The sequence below is a fragment of the Spiroplasma endosymbiont of Danaus chrysippus genome (assembly GCF_902809815.1).
GTDB lineage: Bacteria > Bacillota_I > Bacilli_A > Mycoplasmatales > VBWQ01 > Spiroplasma_E.
The window spans coordinates 120,947-140,332 of record NZ_CADDIL010000003.1 but is presented as its reverse complement, the minus strand read 5'-3'; the positions used below and the strand labels follow the sequence as shown (position 1 = coordinate 140,332).

At 23.3% G+C, this 19,386-nt stretch carries 23 protein-coding genes; 11 read left to right on the top strand and 12 right to left on the bottom strand.

Features of this window, described 5'->3' with window-relative positions; genetic code table 4:
* Positions 1 to 94: 94 nt before the first annotated feature.
* From SPIRDC1_RS04420 to SPIRDC1_RS04400, 5 genes are all read left to right on the top strand, one after another.
* Complete coding sequence (locus SPIRDC1_RS04420; RefSeq protein ID WP_174480728.1) at positions 95 to 445, top strand: hypothetical protein; 351 nt, start codon at positions 95 to 97, stop codon at positions 443 to 445.
* Positions 414 to 3,233 carry a hypothetical protein gene (locus SPIRDC1_RS04415; RefSeq protein ID WP_174480727.1) on the top strand — a complete coding sequence of 940 codons (2,820 nt, stop codon included), beginning with the start codon at positions 414 to 416 and terminating at the stop codon, positions 3,231 to 3,233. The genes SPIRDC1_RS04420 and SPIRDC1_RS04415 overlap by 32 nt, the downstream gene beginning before the upstream one ends.
* A 16-nt stretch (positions 3,234 to 3,249) precedes the next feature.
* Entirely contained in the window at positions 3,250 to 3,702 is a 453-nt protein-coding gene (locus SPIRDC1_RS04410; RefSeq protein WP_174480726.1) for a hypothetical protein, read from the top strand.
* Between the two features lie 4 nt (positions 3,703 to 3,706).
* Positions 3,707 to 4,768 (top strand): hypothetical protein, encoded by a 1,062-nt coding sequence (locus SPIRDC1_RS04405; protein WP_174480725.1) that lies wholly within the window; start codon positions 3,707 to 3,709, stop codon positions 4,766 to 4,768.
* A gap of 461 nt (positions 4,769 to 5,229) precedes the next feature.
* Positions 5,230 to 5,436 carry a hypothetical protein gene (locus tag SPIRDC1_RS04400; RefSeq protein WP_174480724.1) on the top strand — a complete coding sequence of 69 codons (207 nt, stop codon included), beginning with the start codon at positions 5,230 to 5,232 and terminating at the stop codon, positions 5,434 to 5,436.
* A gap of 193 nt (positions 5,437 to 5,629) precedes the next feature.
* On the opposite strand, the gene SPIRDC1_RS04395 is transcribed toward SPIRDC1_RS04400, so the two are convergent.
* The 9 genes from SPIRDC1_RS04395 to SPIRDC1_RS04360 form a co-directional block, all read right to left on the bottom strand.
* The gene (locus SPIRDC1_RS04395) at positions 5,630 to 6,418 is read right to left on the bottom strand and encodes a hypothetical protein (RefSeq protein WP_174480723.1); all 789 of its coding nucleotides are present in this window, start codon (positions 6,416 to 6,418) and stop codon (positions 5,630 to 5,632) included.
* Between the two features lie 3 nt (positions 6,419 to 6,421).
* Positions 6,422 to 6,679, bottom strand: coding sequence for a hypothetical protein (locus SPIRDC1_RS04390; RefSeq protein WP_174480722.1), 258 nt, complete (start codon positions 6,677 to 6,679; stop codon positions 6,422 to 6,424).
* 305 nt (positions 6,680 to 6,984) lie between these two features.
* Positions 6,985 to 7,125 (bottom strand): hypothetical protein, encoded by a 141-nt coding sequence (locus SPIRDC1_RS04385; protein ID WP_174480287.1) that lies wholly within the window; start codon positions 7,123 to 7,125, stop codon positions 6,985 to 6,987.
* Between the two features lies 1 nt (position 7,126).
* Positions 7,127 to 7,972, bottom strand: a complete 846-nt coding sequence (locus SPIRDC1_RS04380) for a RecT family recombinase (RefSeq protein WP_174480721.1) — start codon at positions 7,970 to 7,972, stop codon at positions 7,127 to 7,129.
* Between the two features lie 110 nt (positions 7,973 to 8,082).
* Positions 8,083 to 8,274, bottom strand: coding sequence for a hypothetical protein (locus tag SPIRDC1_RS04375; protein WP_174480720.1), 192 nt, complete (start codon positions 8,272 to 8,274; stop codon positions 8,083 to 8,085).
* The gene (locus SPIRDC1_RS04370) at positions 8,267 to 8,491 is read right to left on the bottom strand and encodes a hypothetical protein (protein WP_174480719.1); all 225 of its coding nucleotides are present in this window, start codon (positions 8,489 to 8,491) and stop codon (positions 8,267 to 8,269) included. The genes SPIRDC1_RS04375 and SPIRDC1_RS04370 overlap by 8 nt, the downstream gene beginning before the upstream one ends.
* Positions 8,492 to 8,494: 3 nt before the next feature.
* Positions 8,495 to 9,136 carry a PD-(D/E)XK nuclease family protein gene (locus tag SPIRDC1_RS04365; protein WP_174480718.1) on the bottom strand — a complete coding sequence of 214 codons (642 nt, stop codon included), beginning with the start codon at positions 9,134 to 9,136 and terminating at the stop codon, positions 8,495 to 8,497.
* Entirely contained in the window at positions 9,129 to 9,251 is a 123-nt protein-coding gene (locus SPIRDC1_RS10265) for a hypothetical protein (protein ID WP_255495914.1), read from the bottom strand. Before SPIRDC1_RS10265 ends, SPIRDC1_RS04365 begins: the two co-directional genes overlap by 8 nt.
* 17 nt (positions 9,252 to 9,268) lie before the next feature.
* Entirely contained in the window at positions 9,269 to 9,478 is a 210-nt protein-coding gene (locus tag SPIRDC1_RS04360; RefSeq protein WP_174480717.1) for a hypothetical protein, read from the bottom strand.
* Positions 9,479 to 10,075: 597 nt separating this feature from the next.
* Between SPIRDC1_RS04360 and SPIRDC1_RS04355 the strand changes: the two genes are divergently transcribed.
* A complete protein-coding gene (locus SPIRDC1_RS04355) occupies positions 10,076 to 10,402 on the top strand; it encodes a hypothetical protein (protein WP_174480716.1) in 327 nt (108 codons plus the stop codon).
* Positions 10,403 to 10,820: 418 nt separating this feature from the next.
* On the opposite strand, the gene SPIRDC1_RS04350 is transcribed toward SPIRDC1_RS04355, so the two are convergent.
* Positions 10,821 to 11,468, bottom strand: a complete 648-nt coding sequence (locus tag SPIRDC1_RS04350) for a hypothetical protein (protein ID WP_174480715.1) — start codon at positions 11,466 to 11,468, stop codon at positions 10,821 to 10,823.
* Positions 11,469 to 11,937: 469 nt separating this feature from the next.
* On the opposite strand from SPIRDC1_RS04350, the gene SPIRDC1_RS04345 reads away from it, so the two are divergent.
* The 3 genes from SPIRDC1_RS04345 to SPIRDC1_RS04335 all read left to right on the top strand — a co-directional run bounded on the left by SPIRDC1_RS04345 (position 11,938) and on the right by SPIRDC1_RS04335 (position 15,963).
* Complete coding sequence (locus tag SPIRDC1_RS04345; RefSeq protein WP_174480714.1) at positions 11,938 to 13,473, top strand: hypothetical protein; 1,536 nt, start codon at positions 11,938 to 11,940, stop codon at positions 13,471 to 13,473.
* Positions 13,474 to 13,564: 91 nt separating this feature from the next.
* Positions 13,565 to 14,575 (top strand): hypothetical protein, encoded by a 1,011-nt coding sequence (locus tag SPIRDC1_RS04340; protein WP_174480713.1) that lies wholly within the window; start codon positions 13,565 to 13,567, stop codon positions 14,573 to 14,575.
* Between the two features lie 26 nt (positions 14,576 to 14,601).
* Positions 14,602 to 15,963 (top strand): Sapep family Mn(2+)-dependent dipeptidase, encoded by a 1,362-nt coding sequence (locus SPIRDC1_RS04335; protein WP_174480712.1) that lies wholly within the window; start codon positions 14,602 to 14,604, stop codon positions 15,961 to 15,963.
* A gap of 53 nt (positions 15,964 to 16,016) precedes the next feature.
* On the opposite strand, the gene SPIRDC1_RS04330 is transcribed toward SPIRDC1_RS04335, so the two are convergent.
* Both SPIRDC1_RS04330 and SPIRDC1_RS04325 read right to left on the bottom strand, forming a co-directional pair.
* Complete coding sequence (locus tag SPIRDC1_RS04330; protein ID WP_174480711.1) at positions 16,017 to 16,340, bottom strand: hypothetical protein; 324 nt, start codon at positions 16,338 to 16,340, stop codon at positions 16,017 to 16,019.
* Between the two features lie 29 nt (positions 16,341 to 16,369).
* Positions 16,370 to 16,687 (bottom strand): hypothetical protein, encoded by a 318-nt coding sequence (locus tag SPIRDC1_RS04325; RefSeq protein WP_174480710.1) that lies wholly within the window; start codon positions 16,685 to 16,687, stop codon positions 16,370 to 16,372.
* Between the two features lie 165 nt (positions 16,688 to 16,852).
* Here SPIRDC1_RS04325 and SPIRDC1_RS04320 point away from each other — a divergent pair, with 165 nt between their 5' ends.
* Positions 16,853 to 17,848 (top strand): IS3 family transposase, encoded by a 996-nt coding sequence (locus SPIRDC1_RS04320; protein ID WP_174479968.1) that lies wholly within the window; start codon positions 16,853 to 16,855, stop codon positions 17,846 to 17,848.
* Positions 17,849 to 18,161: 313 nt separating this feature from the next.
* Entirely contained in the window at positions 18,162 to 19,277 is a 1,116-nt protein-coding gene (gene mnmA, locus SPIRDC1_RS04315) for a tRNA 2-thiouridine(34) synthase MnmA (protein ID WP_174480709.1), read from the top strand.
* Positions 19,278 to 19,386 lie beyond the last annotated feature (109 nt).

Below are 19,386 nucleotides of genomic sequence, written 5' to 3'. Positions count from 1 at the left end.
ATTAATGGTCTAGTAAAAAGGGCTAAGTAGCAAGTAGCAAGTAGCTACAAGTCAAAAAACTGAAGCAGAAGTATTAATTACTAATTCTCGTGATATGGAAACTACAAGAATTAAAAGAACTTTAAATCAAAGTGATTGAAATGAAATATTTCAAAGATGTTTTATATTAATGGGATTAGATGGTGATAAATCTAAATGAACATTTGAAATTAAAGAAAATACTATTACAGATAGATTAAAATCACTTGAAATTGATGAAGCAGAATTAGCATTAGATTTAACTAACAGAAAACGTATTATTGTTAAAAGATATGGCGTTAGTGAAGAAGAAGCAATGAACATTTTTAAAGAAAATAGAAAAATGAGAAAAGAAGAAATTGAATTTAATAATACTTTTTTAGGAGAAACTAAAAATGATACCGAAAATAAATCATCAATTAATTAAAACAGTTTGAAAATCAACTGGTGAAATTGAAAAAGATTTTACACAAAATAAAGATTTACAATTTCGTGTATGTCCTTTTACTATTATTTTAGGTGCTATAAATTCAACAGAAACGGGGTATAAACCACCAACTAGTATTCCTAATGATTATACTAGTTTTAGTAAAATCTTTACTAGAAGAGAAGCAATACAGGCAGTTTGAGACCATTCTTATTATCCTATTCAAAATAAAGATAATCCAGATGAAGCATATAAACAATTACAAATTGGTGATGTATTTTATGGAAATATTTTAAGTGACCAATTAGGTATCACTTATAGTGCTACACCAGCAAATAATGCTTTTATTCAAGAACAAGCAATTAAAAATGTAGTTATTAATATTCCAAATGAAAAAAAGAATTTTAATTTTATTAACAATATTGTTTCTAATTTATATAAGTTATATATGATTCCAGAAGTTAATAAAGTTATAAATACTGATAAATCAATTAAAGTTGATAGACAATGATATATTCTTGAAGTTGCTAGTAAAACTTATAATAATGAAAATAAAAAATTGGCTTATATTCAATGTACTTTTAGTAGTTTAAATGATAAATTAGCACATAGTGGATTAGCAATTAATCAATATGTACAATTAGGGGCGCCTGGTGACCCAGTTGCATTACCAGCATTAGATGAAAATAATAATATTGTTTTAGATGATAATTATTTAACTCCATTACCAGTTACTCATTGTCAGATATCTTTTTATGGTTCAGTAAAGCCTATTTCAATAGCATTATGAGGTAGAGATATTGATAATAATCCTATTAATACTAAACAACATAAATATAGACAATATCCAAGTAAATTATTATTTCCATGACAATATCAATGTTCAACTTATGACCCAGTAAGTTTTCAAGCATTACCAGAAACAAATTATGTTTTAACTGTACCTGGTGAAAGTACAATGGATAGTTATCAAGATTGACAAAAAGTAATTGCACCAAATTATGATGATGGTGCAACAAAACATTATGAAGGTCATTTAAGAACTAATGTTGAAAAAACTAAAAATACTAATAAAGTTGATGTATCAAATAGATTAGTAAATTATTGAGATAATAATTTTTTAAATGGTGCTGAAATAGAAGATTATAATTATGCAATTGCTGGTAATCCATATTTTCAATATTATAATAAAAATAATAAAAAATTTATTGGTAATACTCATTATAATATGAATAATAATAAATTTAAGCAATTAAATACTATAAATGCTTTACATTATTTTATTTATAATCCTATTAGTGAAATACCTTTAACAGTTAGAGAAACTATTAAAATTAATCTTAATACTATACCAATATTTGGGTCATTTATGAATGCTTTTGTTGGTGGTTTAGATATTGGTGCTAAATTATCAAGTAATTTATTAATACCACAATTTCCTTATATAAATGGTTTAATATCTGCTGAATTATATAATTTTTATACAACATTATTATATAGTTCACAAAGTACTAATCCAGCATTAATTCCATTAGATGTATTTAGAAATGATACACCAGATGCTATACAAGCAGTTGCTGGAACAGCAAGTCATATGACATCATTTACATTTAATTTAACGGATGTTATGAATTTAGAAATATTTGATATTAATAATGGAAATAGTGATGGTGAACATAATTATACTACTGAAAATTTAGGTCAAATATTTCCTAATAAATCAATATTATTACCAAAAGATGATTCTACAAATTCATTATTACAATCACCAGCTTTTACTAATACAAATATTGTTAAATGAGCAATTGATATGATTGACATAAAAGTTGTTGGTAAAAGTAATTTTAAAATAACATTTTATAGTATGCCAGATAATAGAAGTGGTGCTGTTAATGATAATTTTAGTATTTGAGCAGGAACATATCAAACAGTTGGTAAAGCAAGTAATAATAGTAGATTAATTCAAAATACATTTATTTTAGCAAATAATACTTTTAAATTTGACCAACCATTTAATTATCCTCAAGCAATACAACCACCACCATTAATAGAAAGAGCGCAACCTATATTTATTGATTTAAGTAATCAAAATCAATATGGGATTACAAATAGTATTATTAGTACCACACCAGAAAATAAAAGTTATCAAATGAGACCTTCTGTAAATGAAGAATTAAGTGGTTATGGTAGAGCAATATTATTTTCATTTAAAGATTATGGTTATGATAGTTTTGATAAATTTAAAGAAGATTATGAAAGTATGACATTTAATTTTAATTTTAATATGAGTGGTTCATTTCCATTGAAAGGAACATCAACAACTGGTAATAAAAAATCATGATTTACACCTATAAAAATTAATTTAAATGATTTAAAAGATATTAATGAAAAAAATCCACAATTTGAATCAAATGTTAATTATTATGATAATAATTCTGGAAATCATAATGATGCTACAAATAATTGAACATTTAATATAAATAATAGTATTAATGAAGGTAAAGATAAACAAATAGCAACTTTAACTCCTAATGATAGTATTTCTAATACTTATATTAATGATTTATTATGAACTAATGATTTACCAACTACAACTGGTATAGATTCATTAGGAAGCGTTTGATTTAAAATAGTGGCTTATACTAGTTTTAATAAATATATAGTATTAAGATATCAATTTATTTCAACCCTTACAAGTTGAAGTTATCTTGGAAGCATATTTGTAGCAAAAGCAGATTGAAATCTTCAAACTACATCATTGGTAATAAATCCAAAAAGTTCAACTTAGAAAGGTGGTGGTAATTATGTTAAATGAAAATGAAATGAAAGAAGGTAATACTATGGAAGAAAAAGAAAAAGATGAACAAGAAGAAACTGAATCAAATTCAACAGAAAGTGAATCAAAAGACAATGAAACTGAAGAATCTAAAGAACCAACTTTAGAAGAAAAATATAAAGAATTAGAAGAAAAATATAATGCTTTATATAAAGAAAAAACTGATAAAGATAGAGAAATTAGACATTCAGAAAGTTATAAAAAATATGATTTATCACAAGAAAATATTAATTTATTAAAAAGATATCTTGGAGATAAAGAAGATATTGAAGAAGAATTATCATTATTAAATAAAGATTTTCCACATTTATTTAATAAAAATAAAGATACAAATATTAGTAATTCTTTAGATGTAAAAGATAAATTTAAAGAAGAAAAAGAAGATGAAGTAGATACTAGAAAAATAGGAATGGTAGGTTAAAAATATGGCAATTATTACAACACAATTAACAACAATTAATGACCCAAGTAATCCAACGGGTAAATTAGATTTATCAGTAAAATATATTAAAAATTTAAAAGTTTTATTATCAAAAAGAGTTGCATTAATTAATGCTACAGTAGAAAATAGAGAACAATTAGATGCTGGTACTGCTATTTATAATATTACAAAAAGAAATCCTACTGAAGATTATACTGCTGGTGCTGGTGCAAATAATTTAACAACAGCAGATACAATACAAATTCTTTTAAATAAAAAGAAAGAAATTAATTTTGAAGAAGAAACATTAGATTTAAAGTTATTAGGTGCTAAATATGAAGATGGTAATGTTCTTGTATCAGATAGTTTAGCATCAAGTTGAATTGATGGAAAAGCAAAATCAGTAGAAATATATTTAGTTGCTAAATTATTATCATTAGCAGTTAAAACAGCCAAAGATAATGGCATTATTAATATTGCATTACCAAGTAATCCAAAAATAGATGATTATCGTATGCTTTTATGATTAAAAATATCAAATACATTAGCAACATTAAAAGCACGTATTAATGATGAATATATTGGTACAGATGAAGAAGATTATGTATTATGAGTATCTAGTTTCTTTAAACCTTTAGTATTATTATCAACTACAACTTTAGGTAGTGATAGTGCAAGTCAAGCATTAAAAGATGGTAAAATTGTAGAAATTGGTGGTATTAAAATTATAGAATGTCCATGATTAGGAAGAAATTATCCAGCTGGAGTTATTGATAAACAAGAATCATTTAATTTTTTAGGATGTGATGCTGTATTAGTACATAAAGAAGCATTAGCATTTCCATTTAATCGTCGTCAAGATAATACTTTTGTTTTACAAAGTAATGGTAATGTTAAGAATTTTCATAAGTTTTTAGTTTCAGAAGGTAAAGCATTAAGACCAGATTTAGTTAAAGGATTTACAGTTACTTCAAGTATTGATATTGCTACAGCAATTGAATTTACTAATTTAGGTGCTATTACTATGGTTGGAGCAACTCCAACTGCTGAGGGCGCATCACTTTAACTCCTAGTTTCATAAAATAACAAAGAACGATATAACTATCGTTCTTTTTTTGTTAAAAGATTAAAACTTCATAAAACTGTCGTAGAAGTCTAATAGTGAGTACAAAATGTAAATACTTCTATATCAGAATAAAAGAGCATTTAATGTTAAGCAAGTTAAAATGTTACACTGTATCGCTTAATGTAATTATAGATTAATTGAGATAAAGTTAATGATAGAATAATAATTTCTTTACAAATGCAAAATGATACCATTGCTATCGTTAGTGACCCTACAAGATTTGGCCAACTTTTAAAATTAGAAGAATTACAGGAATAATATTATGTTTTTTAAAATTATAAAGATTATTTTAGGTTTAATAGGAGTTTTATTATCTTCTGCGGTTGCTGGTTTAATTATATTCATTATTGTAAAAATTGTATTAAAAATTAATCAAATTTTTTAGAAAGGTGGTGATTAATATGGATACTACAACAATTATTATAGTTGCTAATTTATGTATTAATGGGGGTTATGTTTTAATTAAATTAGGAAAAGCATTAGTTGCATTTGGTAAATCTTTAACAGACCCTAATAAAAAAGAACTTAAAAAACAAAATAAAATTAATAAATTACAAACTAAATTAAATTCTATTAATAAACAAACAGAAGTTAAAAGTATTTATTAATAATAAAAAAACACCAATTAGGTGTTTTTTTAATTGCATTCACAATTATTTTTATGACCATCATTGCAGTCACAACAATATCATTCATTACAATCATAACAATAATCATTAGATATACACTTACAATTATTTTTCATAATTACCCCTTATTTGTTATATTATTTGATATTAATACAGAATAATAATACCATAATTATAAACTATCGTATGTAGTTGGTCTATATATTGGTTGCTCAAATAAAACGTCACTAGTTCCACTACCATTACTAATAGCATCGCTATTAATTAATCTTCTTGCTTCATTTGTAAATGTTGTTTCTTGCATTTCTGCTACATTATTTGTAGTTTCCATAGGCAATAGATTATGAATAATTTCAGATGCACCAGCAACTATTGTTGGTACTGCATAAGCATTCATAAAATCATTATTAATACCCATAGCAACCCCACTTGATATTAAGCAACCACCAGTAGCCATATTTGCTATTTTACGTATAGTTTCAAATTTACTTGGTATTAATTCAGTAATTCCAGCAATTAAATTAGCAATACCATATGAATTAAGACTAATAAATGTATCTCAATCCATTAAATGATTATCATTATTATTAGTAGTACTTAATAATAAATCTGGTGGGAATGGGTCAATAGTAGTAGTTATTGGACTTTCAGTTGGATTAGGATTAATATCTGCATTAGTAAATTTAGCATAATTTACCAATCCAATTGTTCCTAAACCTAAAATAATTTTTTTAGAACTATTTAATAATTTAGTTTTAGTATTTGGTCTTTGATTTAAATTTCAAATATCAATTCCTAATTTTTTACTAAATAACAAAGCATTTATTGAACCTAATACTGGATTTCCTATTAACTGACCATAGTAGGCAGAAGTGCCTATCATTGCTGATAATGGACTTATTCCCATTCTTATTAATTTTAATAAAGTATAATTTGATTGTGAATTTTCTGTATTTGGCATTTTCTATTCTCCTTTTATAAATTTAAATTTCATATGTCCAATAGTATCTCTATTATTACCAACTATAATTAAATATCCAGTTTGATTATTTTCTAAAATTCATGAATAAAAAATATCTTGTGGATATAATTTTGGATATAAATTTAATGCTAATAAATAACATAAAGCATCTTCTTTATTTTTTAATAATTCTACTGTTCGACATTTTATTTCTTTAGGACTTTTTTCATTATAAAATCATTCAGTTCTAATGTTTCTCATTATTTCACATCCTTTTATGAACTCATCAGCACCGTAATAAACGGTGGACTATAGAATTATAATGTTATCCAAATTTTTAATAATTCTATAGTTTCGTTCTGTATAAAATAAAATTTAGGACTTACATTGACATATTTTAAGCGAGAAATAAAATAAGGAATAGGAGTTAAATTAAGAACAGTATATGTCAAATGCCTAAATATTAATTATTTTCAATATTAATATCTTCAATTTTTATATTTATAGTTATTCCATCTAAGTTTTTTAATTCTTTTAATTTATCTATTATTTCTAAAATATCTTGTTTAGTCATTATCAAATTCACCTTTTTCTATAAATTCAAGTATTTTATAATAAGCAGTAAGTTTACCTACTTCTTTTAAAGAGTCACATAAACAAATATTAATTTGTTTATTTAATCAAATAATTAATTTTTCTTTATTCATATTAAACTTCAAAACTTTCTATTATTTCTTCTTCTTTTTCTAATTCTTCTAATTTAGATAAAGCAGAATTTAAATCATTATTATCAGTTTCATTATTTGAATTAATAATTTTAACTTCTTCACCAGTATTATCTTTATAAGCAATTGTTTCTTCATCAATTACTACACCTTGGTCTAATTGAAGTGCTAAATTAATATCATCTTGATTATTTAATACTATAATTGGTGTTTTATTAATTTCTCTAATTAATGCTTTTACAACTGTTTTTAAAGCCATTTGGTCAAAAGCAGAAGTTCATATATGATTTAATTTTCATTCTTGACTTTTTTTATTATAAGTTTTGCCATATTTATCTTTATGTTGATTAATTTCTTCAACAGTCATTCCTTTATAAAAATTATTAATTTTACCATTTTTATCTAAAAGTGAAATATAACAATAATAACCAATAGTATTAATTGTTTTTCTTTCAAAAATTAATGCTGGATTAATTTCTCATTTATTATTTTCTTTATTAAATTTATGTGCAGTTGTTATTTTTTCTCTTTGAAAATCAACAACTAATCCAGTTCTTTGCAATAATGTTAATCAACCATCTTCTTGAATTTGCACTTGTAATTCATCACCATAAGGAATTAATGCTAATTCTTTTTTTATAGGATTAATTGAAAGATTTAACTTATATAAATTAATTAATGCATTAATTAAACTTTGAGTATTCATATTTTTTAAATCTTTACTAGAATTTATAATCATTTCATAATAATTTCTAAATTTTAATAATTCTTCTTTATTACTTTTAATAAAATTAGGAATTTTTAATTCATTTTTAGTATTATTACTCATTATTTTCTTCTCCTTTTTTATTTAATAATTCTAAAATTTCATCTAATTTTTTATTAATTTTTCCTAAGTGTTTTAATAAAATTAAAGTTTGATTATCCATAATTTTTCTCCTATCATTTTTTAATTGTTTTAAATCTATTATCTAAATGTACTTCAATATTTTTACTAGGATTAACTATTAAATGACTATTCATAACAATTCAATTATTTAAATTACTATCTAATTTTTTAGGTAATTTATCAAATTCAATTGAATTACAAGAATAAATATTTTTTTCTTTAATTGTTTTTTCATTAATCATTTTTATTTCTTCTTAATCATTCTTTAATATTATTTTTTAAAATATTTAATTCTTTAATTTGACCTCTGAACACATCTAATTCTCATAAATTTAATTGACTTAAATTAATTTCTTCAATTTGATATTCTAAAAATTCAATTCTAGCATTAAGATTTTTAACTAATAATTCATTAAAATTACATTTTTTATTTTTACAATATTCCAATTTATATTCCATTTTTTATTTTTCTCCTTTAAAATAATTTGTTTTTGCATTTATTCATTCAAGTATTAATTCATTGGTTATTTCAATTTCTATTTCTTTTTGAGTATTTTTATTAGTTAAATAAACATAAGTTTTATTAGATGGCCATATACCATTAGCAAGTAACATACAATAATAAGCAGTTAATTGTAATTTAATTCTTTTTAATTTATCATCATCTATACAGGCATAAGTTTTATAATCTACTAAATAATATTTATTTTCTTTTTTATCTCAATAAACTAAATCTGGTGTTCCAGCAATTACACTATCATTAATAGGTTTTTCTATAATAAATTCATAATTATTTTTATCTTTAAATTTTTCTTGTAAAAATATAAGTGATTTTTTACAATAAGAATAATTTATATTATTAGTTACTGGTTTTAATTTTTTTAATAAATTATTAATTATATTTTCTTGATTAATATTTTGTAAATATAATTCATTAAGTTTATGAACTCATTTACCACGAACTGAAGCATTTTTTAATACTTCTGGTGCTATATGACTATATCCAAAACCTAAATAATTATCAATAATTCTAGAAACAGATATTAATTCTTTATTTTCTAAAAAATATTGATGAGTTTCTTTTTTAAAAATAAATTTACTCATATTTTTTTCTACCTATTAATATTCAAAAACATTTATTACATAATCTATTACCAAAAGAAGATTGTTTTCTACATTTATCACAAGAACTATTCATTCTATATTCTCTATATTCCATAAATATTTTTCCTTTCATTAATTAAGTTTTTTATTTAATTCCTTATTATTTAAATTTATGTCTAATTCCATTACTAATATTTCATATTTTTCAATATAAGCATCTTTAATTAAATGATGTTTATAATTTCTATGATAATTATTAGCATGCTCTACAGTTGAAAATGCTTTAAATTTTATTTGATTAGTATAATTGACTTCATATTTTAATAAGTAAATATATTTCATATTTATTTTTCTCCTTTTAATTTTTTATTGTGTTATGATATTGTTAATGAGGTATGTATTTATATATAAACCCCCTATTTTTTTAAATAATACAAATGTAATTATTAATATAGATTAATGGGTTATTTACTGAGCCATAATAAGGCTATTCAAATTAATCTATAATTACATTAAGCGATACAGTGTAACATTTTAACTTGCTTAACATTAAATGCTCTTTTATTCTGATATAGAAGTATTTACATTTTGTACTCACTATTAGACTTCTACGACAGTTTTATGAAGTTTTAATCTTTTAACAAAAAAAGAACGATAGTTATATCGTTCTTTGTTATTTTATGAAACTAGGAGTTAAAGTGATGCGCCCTTAATAAAAGAGCCGCCTGTCAAATAAGAGTATCAAAAACAGAAATTGGTTCTGAAAAAACTGCAAAATTAATTGAAAAATATGGTAATTTATTTTTTGAAAATTTTCACCAAGCAAATTTAATAGTTTGTGGAGATAGTGTAAAATGAATTAGAAAAACTGCTACAATTTTAAATGCTAAATTTATTTTAGATAAATTTCATGCTTTTCATGTTTTATTTCTTGCTATAATGGCTGGAAGAAGAAAAAATAAAATTGCTAAGTTACACTATCAAAATGCAATAAATTTATTTTCAAAAGGTCAATATTATGAATTAATTGATTTTTTACAATGATTAACTTTGCAATATAAAAAATTAAAAGTTGGTTATTTTATTAATGCAAAAGATGGTGTATTAAACCAAGCACTAGTTGAAAATATTGGTTGTTTTACTGAAACTAATATTAAACAAATTTTAAAGCATATGATTGGTGATAGAACCTATAACATTGATATGTATACAAAAATGGTTAATTTTAAATGCTATCAAATAAATACTGCCATTCAGTTATTATAAATTAAAATTAAAGATTTCAAAAAACCAAAAATAAAATAAAACTTATTAAAGTTTACTTTAATAAGAATTTTTAAGTTATAAAAGTAAGTATTATTGTTGACTAATATTTTTCAAGTGTTAAGATTAACATAGAATTGCATATTGAAGTCAAAATTATTCTCGTCTAATTTTATAATTTTAAGACAAATTTGAATATTATTGACAACATCGGTACGCTCCCTAATTTTTAGTAAATCATGTTAAATCTGCTACATTTTTTAATTCTTCTTCAATAATAGTTTTTGTTTGTAAACTCATTTTGATTCCCCCTTATTTAAATAAAAAACCCATTATTTTAAAAATAAAAAACAATAGGTTTATTTAGTTTACACTTATTTTTGCTAAAGTTTTAAAATTATGCAATAAACTTTTTAATATTTTACAAATATAGAAAAAAAGATTTCAATTGAAATCTTTTTTGCATATAATAGTTTGGTAAGTTTAATTTAGATTTAACTGTTGATGATTGAGTTTGTAAATCAATTGTATTAATTTCTTTTTTTTCAATGTCATCAAAATCACTATCACATTCTAAATTACTTTCTAATTCATTAATTTTGCATTTTAATCTTTCTGCCAAATTCATATTGGAACTTTCAATATCATTTATTTTAAATCATTTTCCATCAAATAATAATTCATATACTATTGTTTCTTCAGATTTATCATTTGTATTTAATAAACCAGAATAATTAGATTCCTCTTTATTTGTATTTTTCAAAGTAACACTTAATTTATACATACCAAATGATAAACATAGTTCATCAAGGGGTAAAGAAATATTTTTAGTTCAAATTATTTGCTTAGAATCTTTATTAATACAGTTCAATACTACTGATTGTAAACATTCTTTTTCTAATCCTAATAATTGCTTTGAAATAGTTATTTCTGTTGTTAATTCTTTACGAAATAGTTGTGTTGCTGCTACTCAAAGTATTTTTAACGCAGCCGCTTTTTTATTAGGTAATGTTTTTAACTTTAATCTATCTAAATGACTAATCTTTGTTTGACTTTTTTCTTTATTCATAAATTTTCTCCATTCAAATTAATAATCTTATTTAATTTTATTATATGACCAAGTATATGACCAAGTTCTCCATTAATACCTAATATTTTAACTATTAATAAATTCATTATTTAAATAACATAGTTATTCGAAAATTATTATTTTTATTTATTTTACTGTTTTATTTAACATATCTTTTTATCTTCCTTTTCTCTAAAACTTTAATTTAATAATTAAAATTATAGTTTATTTTTTTTAATCTATCAATAAATATGCTTGTTACTAATTTTATTAACATTATAAAATGTAAGTAAATATTATCATCTTAATAAAAAGACTTTCATTTTATTTAAAAAACCAATATTAATAGAATAATATATTAATATTGTTCATTTTTCCAGTTCAATTAATTACACGACACTATCTTAATTTTTAATTTGATATAATTATAAAAAGAGTAAGTATATTAAAAATAGATTGGGGTATTTTTATGATAGAGGAAATAAATTCTAGTTCAATGAAAGAACCAAAAATTTATCGTATTGGTCTATATAGCAAATTAACAATTCTTATTAATGGCCTTCTAATTACTACGAGTTTAATGATAGGTTGGGGTTTATGAACAACTATTGGTCGAGATGCAGTTGATAACTATATTAAATGATTCAATAATCCAAAACAACCTAATTCTAATTTACAAATTAGTTTCAATATAATAAGTATTATTGTTTTCATAGTCTATGGTTTATCTTTAGCATTAGTAGTCGTACCTTTTATTTTTTTAAAAACTAAAAATAGTGTATCAGCACTTTTTTGTTTAATAAGTTTTATTTTTTCAGCAATATTTGTTATCTTTCTTATTGTATTTTTTATTTTTAGATTTAAAACTTTTTCTTTCTTAGCTAATAAAAAAGACGGCGAAATAATAAATACAACCGGTAACTTTCTAATAGCTTTTTTACCATGAATGTTGGCTGAACTATTTGCAATACTTTTATTAATCCACAGTCTCTGATTAATTATTAATATTACCTCTAAATACAAATCAAATACACTATTAATGCCTATTGCTAAACCAAAAGCAAAACAAGAAACAGTAATAGCAAAAAAAGAAGTTGATGATACGATAACGCTTCCTAACGTCGTACCAATACCAGTACCTCAAAATAATGAACAACAAGAAACTAACAATACTGTTCTTAAGCAAGATCTAACACAAGAAAAAATAATCACTAACCCTTCAACAACAACTGTCCATTATACTAATCATGAACTATCACAAACACCAACGCAAGGTGCTTATCATGCCGAAACTGTTTCACCAACACCAGGTACTCTTACTAATCTTAAATCCGAATCTATTACAAATGAAGAAGAAATAAATGATAATATCGAAAATACAACAATATATTCAGAACCAACAGTTGAAAAAACAAGTGTAGAAGATACAACAATATATTCAAAATCACCAACAACAGAAAGTAATATTAATAACGAAACTAATTACCAACCAAAAAATCAAGGTGGTTTTGATGTTAAAGACAATAGTTATTCTGAATCTGAAATATCTAATTTTAATGAACAAGCAACAACAATAACTGTTGAAGAAACACAACCAATAATAGAGAAAACAAACACAAAAACAAAAAAAGAAACAATCGAAGTGCAAAAAGTTGCTACTCGCCATTGAACACTAGAACAAATTGAAGCTGTTTGAGAAAAAGCGGAAATAATTGATGCTGTTAGTGATAAATTATATCGTAAAGATTATGGTGGTGCTTGAATGTTTCGTGATTCATTTACTACTGATTATAGTGCAGCAGATAACTTAGAAACTTACTCTTGAACTATTGTTCTACATCGTCCTACTAGTCAACAAGGAACAACTGAATTATATAATTTAGATCCAATGAATATTGTTAATGCAAAAAGTAAAGGTGAAAATTACCCTTCTTGAAAAACTAAAATTTCTTCAAAAGGAAATAAAAATATTGCAAAAGAACAACATTGAAAAGCACGAACATAAATATAATAAAAAAGATTTATTTTAAAATAAATCTTTTTTATTATATTTAATATTTAATAGTAATTTAAATTAAATATAGTATCATTTATTTATGAATACACAAACTACCATTGAACATTTATATTTAAAAATACCTAATTTTAAACATGAAGTAAATACTAACTATTCTTATTTTATAGAAAGTATTAAAAAAGAATTAACAAAAATAATAAATAAATACCAATTAAACTTAAAAACAATTTATCTTGCTAACAAAAATAAGTCAGTTTTACCAATTATTTTTTTAGAACAACTATTAATAATACTTAAACCATTGACAACCACTATCAAAGAATACAACTTTGAATGTACTATTAATAATACCAATTTCACAACTCTACAATTATTTTCCAAATTTCAAATTAATCGTTTAATTTGAAAAATAATTAGTTTTAAAAATCAATTAAATAACAAATTTAATTATCAACAAAGTATAGAAATTATTAATGATGCTATTAACTTAAAAATTAATAATTTCTCAATTGATTTAAAATATAATCTTCCTCATCAAACAGTAATTGATATTAATAATGATTTACAAATATGTATGCAATTAAAAACACCTCATATTAGCTATGATAGTTATAATCACAAACAAAATATTACTATTAAAAGATACATTAATAATTTCTTAAAAAAGCACAAATATGATAACTATGAATACTATAGTTATAGTAAAAATACTAATAATCAATCAAAATATATTATTGCATATTGTTTATTAGAAAACTATTATGGAATTGGTCCAAATGCTGTTTCATATATTAAAACAGAAGATAAAGCAATAATAATTACTAATAGCAATAACATTAATAATAACAATCAAAAAAATAGTATTTTATCAACAAATGAAATTTTAATCCAAAAATTAATACAAGGTTTATTACTAAAAAAGGGAATAAAATTTAACAAAAATGATAATATTCTAGAGCAGCCACTGATTAGTAAATTAATAAAAAATAAACAAATAAAAATAAAAAATAATCATTTATCTTGCACAAATAGTTCCTGATTATTGTTAAATGATTTAATAGTTGATAGTATAACTAATACTACTATTTAAATTTATATATCAAGGAGTGAATAAACATGGAATTTAATGAAAAATTGCTAAAAGAAAAATATTTTCCGCAAGCACTAACAAAAATAAAAGAAATTGTTAAAATTCAATCATATGCTCAACCACCCACAACAGCAGCACCTTATGGGCCTGATGTTAAGGAAGTATTAGATTATGCTATTAATTTAGGACAAGAATTAGGTTTTAAAACTTATCGTGATAAAAACAATAAGTATGGATATTTAGAATATGGTGATGGTAAAGAAATATTTGCCATGTTAGGTCATCTTGATGTTGTACCACCAGGTAATTTAGAAGAATGAAAAATTCCACCTTTTTCGCCAGAAATTATTAATGATATTTTATATGGACGAGGTGTATTAGATGATAAAGGTCCAACAATTATTATTCTATACTGTTTAAAATATTTAAAAGATCATGGCTATCAACCAAATCGTCGAATTAGAGTTATCTTTGGTTTAACTGAAGAAACAACATGAGATTCAATTAACACATATATGAAGCAAGAAGGTACTCCAACTTTTGGTTTTACTCCTGATGGTATGTTTCCGCTAGTATATGCTGAAAAAGGAATTATTAACTTAGATATTATTGGTACGGGTCATAAATCCATTGTTATTAATGCAGGTGATGCTTACAATGTCACTTGTTCTATTAGTAATATTAATGGTGTTGATATTGAATCATTTGTTAAAATTGGGAAAAATAAGAAATATCGAATTGAAAATAATAATCAACAAATTACCATTCATGGTAAACCAGCACATGGGTCACGACCAGATGAAGGAATTAATGCAGGATTAAGAAGTTTATTAATTTTAAATGAACTTAAAGTTGAACATAATCTAATTAAATTTGTTGGTGATATTTTACAAGAAGATACTGCTTTAACAAAATATTTTGGTGATTTAGATGATGAATCTGGAAGTTTTACTATTAATGTTGGCATTGTTGAAATTAATAGCAAAAGTTCAAAATTAGGATGTAATATCCGTATTCCAGTTAAAACTGATTTACAAGAAATTTTAAATAGATTAACAAAAATATTAAAACCTTATAATTTAACAATAAAACAACAACATTATGATAAACCATTATATATGTCACAAGAATCAACAATTGTTATTAAATTAATGGAAATTTATCAAGAAGTTACTGATGATAAAAAAGCAAAACCAATTGCAATTGGTGGTGGAACTTATGCTAGAGCAATGCCAAATTGTGTAGCATTTGGTGCTATATTTGATCATACTAACTCAACTGAACATCAATATAATGAATGTATTAAAGTTGACGAATTATGAAAATCAATGTTAATTTATGTACGTGCTATTAGTACACTGGGAAGTTTAGAAATTGGTAAATTATAAAAAAAAGTTAGAATAGTTTATTCTAACTTTTTATATTTTCATTCAAATAAATTTTATGCAATTGAAGGAGTTCTAGAATAACCAACAAAAGCAGGACCATTAATACTATTAATAACACTTACCAATTCATCATTAAAGTTATTAGTTAATTGTCGTTCATCACTACTATTAATACTCATATAATTACTATTAGTTACTATTTCCTCTAATTCATTATTTGGAGTAGACTTAAAAAATTTCTGTCATTGTTTTTTAGCATATTTATTTAATACTTTATTACCAATAGTATCATTGATAATTAAACCAAACATAATAGCAAACATTGGAACTTGAAAAAATGTAGATTCAAATTCTGGTAATCTATCAGCAGTATACATAACAGCTGCAGTTTTAATTGCATTATCTATTATATAGTTGCAATTACCATTGCTGTTAAATAACCATCACTTTTTAAAAAACTCATACATTTTGATTGTTGAGAAAGTAATGATTCTAACTCATCATTTTCATTATTATTTAAACAATTAAAATATCTTTTGAAAGCAAACCACATATGTGTTTTTGTTAAATATTCTATACCCTTATCTATTAAGATAGAAGTATAACATAAAACTTCTGCTCGTATAATTGTTGATAAAATATTTGGAGCATAAATAATTTTACTTAAATATTCAACTAAACTAGTTAAAGAACCAACTGAATACATACTAGAAGCCGTAATCATAAAATGATTCGAAATTCAATATCTATCCAACTTTTGCTATTAGCATTTTTCCAAAGATGCTACTTGCTATTTGCTACTTAGCCCTTTTTACTAGACCATTAATTTAAAAAAAACTTGAATGTATTCGAAAAACAATTGTGTTATACAATTAACACTAATTTTGACATGAAAGGATTTTTAATAATGGATAAAATTAAACAAATAGCATTAGTAATTAACAAGTTAAATATCAAACAAAAAATTCAAATTATTGATGATAGCAAAAACCAATATTCAATTAGATATCTTTGCCAACATCTTCAACTAAACCGATCAACATATTATTTTGTAAAAAACAAACAAAACCCTATTAAAAAAGAAAAAAATCAAATTAGTAATTGTACACATAAATATCAAGAATTATGCCAACTTTTACTTGAATTTCATTTTACAAGAAAAGGACAAATTTATGGCTATTTACGAATTTTTTCAGCATTTAAAGAATGATTAAAACAATACAAACATATTATTTTAAATCTAGAATTATCAACAAAACAAATGCGAAAAATTATGAAAGATCACAATCTTCAAGGATTAAAACAAACTAAAAATAACTATCCTAAAAACAAAAAAAATCCAAATAAGTGAATACCTACAATGGATAAAGTAAACAAAGATTATAAAAGTACAACCTCTTCAAATCAAATTTGATCAATGGACACTAAACAAATAAATACTAAAGAAGGTTGATTATATCTTTTTGTAATTATTGATTTTTATTCAAATAATATTGTAAGCTATAATACATGTTCAAACAAATCCTATCAAGATTTAATCCTTCCTGCACTTGAAAAAATAAATCAACAATTCTCTTGAAACCAAGTAAAAAACGTTATTTTACACTCAGATAACGCCAACGAATTTTATTGTCAAGACATCACAAATTGAGCTGCTGATAAGCAAATAATTTTAAGCAAAAAACAACCTTATGATATTGGTGGCAATGTAATATCTGAAAACTGATTTTCTCATTTATCTCAAGAATGACTACCTAAAGGTTCAAATCAATATTTTTCTCTCAATGAAGCTATAAATGATGTAAACCAATATATTATGTTTTATAATTACGAAAGAATACATTCTAAATTTCTAAAACCACCAATTTCACAAATAAAAATTTAAAACTGTCTATCCAAAAGTGGTCCAGTATTTAGGGCTAACCACCATTTATTAATAATTCTTCTTCTTGTGGCATTTTTTCTCTTCTCTCTATTTCTTTATTAAAACATAAAAAACACATTAGTAACAAACTTTACAAAAGTGGTTATAAACCATATTTTGTTAAATTACTTTTATGTGTTTTAACATTAGTATAAACGATTATCACTTAATAATCAATATCTAAATTCAATAATTTAAAAATATTTATTTGGGTATTTATTATATATTTGTTACAATTATTAAGCATTTATGAAAAGTATTAAGGAGTAATAAAATGACAGAAAAAAAACGCATTGTTGTTGGTATGAGTGGTGGTGTTGATTCATCAGTAACAGCAGCACTTTTACAAGCAGAAGGCCATGAAGTTATTGGTCTTTTTATGCGTAATTGAGATTCACTTTTAAATAATGATTTACAAGGTAACAATAATCAAGATATTTGTCCACAAGAACAAGATTATCTTGATGCTTTAACTGTTTGCCAAAAATTAAATATTAAATTAGAAAGAATTGATTTTGTTAAGGAATATTGAGATAATGTTTTTACTTATTTTCTTGAAGAATTTAAAAAAAGTCGTACTCCTAATCCCGATATTCTATGTAACAAATATATTAAATTCGATGCTTTTTTAAAATATGCACAAAAAAATTTACAAGCAGATTATATTGCAATGGGGCACTATGCACGAATTAACTACAATCCAATTACTAAACAATATCAGTTATTAAAAGGAATTGATGATAATAAAGATCAAAGTTATTTTTTATGTCAATTAATACAAAAACAATTAAAATATAGTTTATTTCCTTTAGGTAATAAAACTAAAACTGAAGTTAGGGAATTAGCAAAAAAATATAATTTACCAACAGCAACAAAAAAAGATTCTACTGGCATATGTTTTATTGGTAATCGTAATTTTCAAACATTTTTAACAAATTATTTACCAGCTAATCCTGGCAAAATTGTTGATATTAATACCAAAACTACTATTGGTAATCACAATGGTGTTTACTACTATACACTTGGCCAAAGAAAAGGTATTAATCTTTCAGGAATGAAAGTTCCGTATTTTGTTGTTGAAAAAGATATTACTAATAATATCCTTTATGTTGCTAATGATAATGAAAATAAATGACTAATGAATAGCGGTTGTACTGTTAAATCATTGAATTGAATTAATAATAGTACATTAAAAAACACTTTAAAATGTAATGCAAAATTTCGCTATCGTCAATCTGATGTTGCTGTTATTATTAACTTTGTTAATAATGATGAAATTAAGGTTGAATTTTCAGAGAAGATACGTGCTATTACGCCAGGTCAAACCGCTGTTTTTTATGATGGTGATATTTGTCTTGGTGCTGGAGTTATTGACCAAATATTTCGCTAATTAATTATTAAAAAACTAATATAAATAATAAAATTTTAATTACATATTTTTTTTATAATTTTCAAGATTTAAAAATTACTATTAAACTATTTTTTAGTTTTTAGATAGT